Genomic DNA, 2,396 nt, shown 5'->3' with positions numbered 1-2,396 from the left:
GTAGCACTAATATGAACTAATTAAAAAACACTCGTTTTTAAATTAGTGAATACTGTCACATTGATGAGTGCTTTTTATTCTGTTCTGTTCAAACCATGCTGATAGTGGGTCTATCCATATGATTTTATTATATTTGATTTCACTATTGAGGCTGAGGTTGCGTGTCCAATATGGATGTTTTCTCTGCGTTAATTTTATGTGACTGACCGATTTTTTATCATTACCGGCAGCGTCATACGGAGATTACCTTATCTAATCTGATGCTATTTGCTTTTGGCGAGCAGTGCTAGAGTCGATATGATATTTGGCTAATGAATGGATTTTATCAACCTAACACCGAAAATAAAAGATACTATCTCTTATTTTTTGTGGTTTCAGGAAAATAAAAAAATGGTGAGTGATTTTAGCGGTATGAATACCGAGGATGGCACTGATATTAGCGATAATAAAAGCTATGATACTCAGCATATTGAGTGTAATAAGTATCGAAATAAACGATGATAAATGTGAACAAAGGTGAAGGTATGAGCCTGGATCTAGATGGTTTTTTTTCTAAGGAACAAGGGGATGAATTACCATTGATACTGGCAGGGCCTATTTTACGTAAGGTAACCGCCTCACATATTTCAATTTGGCTAGTGTGTTCAGAACGACTTCAAGCAACATTTTCACTGTATAACAGTGAAGTAGCGGCTCCTTTTTTCCAAGCAGAGGTACAAGCAGAGCATCAAATCCAAGTTGGGGTTAATGCGTGGGTGGTGCATGCTCAGTTTACGGGGTGTTTCCCAACCGATACGACACTTCAATATTGTCTCGATACTCAGCAAGGCAAAATCACTACGCTATTACCTCATTTACTGTACCGTGATGAAACAGCGCTGACATTTAGTATTAAACCGCGTGCTGATTATGTTTTGCATGGTTCTTGTCGTAACCCCCACCATCCAAGTCAAGATAGCCTTGTGGCCGCTGATGATAAAGTGTCGACACAAGCGATTAATGAACGCCCTGCATTACTCATGATGAGTGGTGATCAGATCTACGCTGATCATGTTGCAGGGCCTACGCTTGATGCGATAGAGCAAGTGATTAAGTTATTGGGGTTATCGAATGAAGGTTTTCCCGATGGCTGCGAAAGCGAATTAGCGTCGGCTGAAGATATTTTCAATAGTCCTCATCATTTTTATGGTCGTGATAAATTACTGCCTCATTATGTTCATGATCATTTGGATTCGCGTTTTTCACGGCTGAAAGATTATCTACCTAAACGAATGTTGCCCGTATTTAGCTCTCGTGAAAGTGAAAACCACTTGATCACCTTTGCTGAATATTTTGCGATGTATTTATTGGTGTGGTCGCCACAGCTTTGGACCTTAGTAAATACTAATCGTCTTGCCGAACAAGACTTCATTGTTAATGGGCAGATGTTGAGCAGCAAATGGCAGCAACTCTGGCATGAAGAAAAACAGCATATTGATGTGTTTGTAGCAGGTTTACCGCAAGTACAGCGCTTAATGGCTCATATTCCTACTTATATGATTTTTGATGATCATGATGTGACTGATGATTGGAATCTGACGGTGGGCTGGGAAAAAGCGGCATTTGATAGCTTACTGGCACGTCGTGTGATTGGTAATGGGTTAATGAGTTATTGGTTATGTCAGGGGTGGGGTAATGCACCTGAGCATTTTGATGAAAATTTCATGACTTTAGCTCGGCGTTATTTTGCTCAACCAACCATTGCCCACCACGATGAGTTTATTGCTCATCTATACCGTTTTGGACAATGGCATTACACCATAGAAACACAGCCGAAAATGTTGGTGCTAGATACACGTACTCGACGTTGGCGTTCTGAATCTCGGATGAATAAGCCTTCGGGCTTGATGGATTGGGAAGCCTTGGTTGAAATGCAACAAGCGATGCTGAATGAACCTGCGGTGATCATTGTTTCTGCTGCGCCTATGTTTGGGGTGAAGTTTATTGAAACGCTGCAGCGTGGTATGACGTGGCTTGGTCAACCGTTACTGATTGATGCTGAAAACTGGATGGCGCACCCCGGTGCGGCGAATACCTTACTGAGTATTTTTACCCATACCAAAACCCCAACTAATTTTGTGATCTTATCAGGCGATGTCCATTACTCCTTTGCCTACGACATCAAACTCCGCTTTCGTCGATCGAGCCCGAATATTTTTCAGATCACCTCTAGCGGGATCAAAAATGAGTTTCCGAATCGGTTATTGCGGGTCTGTGACACCATGGATCGCTTGCTCTATAGCCCGAGATCACCACTAAACTGGTTAACAAAGCGAAAGCGGCTTAAGATCTTTAAGCGTGATCCAGATACTCATGGACACGATCGCTTAGTCAATCGCAGTGCTATTGGAGAGTTG

The 2,396-nt window shown here is 41.8% G+C and carries 1 protein-coding gene; it reads left to right on the top strand.

All coding sequences use genetic code 11. The features are described from left to right. Positions 1-524: 524 nt before the first annotated feature. On the top strand, positions 525-2,396 hold a 1,872-nt coding region (locus ASV53_RS23655; RefSeq protein WP_094958952.1), incomplete at its 3' end, for an alkaline phosphatase D family protein.

Origin of the sequence: Photobacterium sanguinicancri (assembly GCF_002265265.1) — a bacterium.
GTDB lineage: Bacteria > Pseudomonadota > Gammaproteobacteria > Enterobacterales > Vibrionaceae > Photobacterium > Photobacterium sanguinicancri.
The sequence above is the reverse complement of the archived record's forward strand: the minus strand, read 5'-3'. Positions and strand labels throughout refer to the sequence as shown.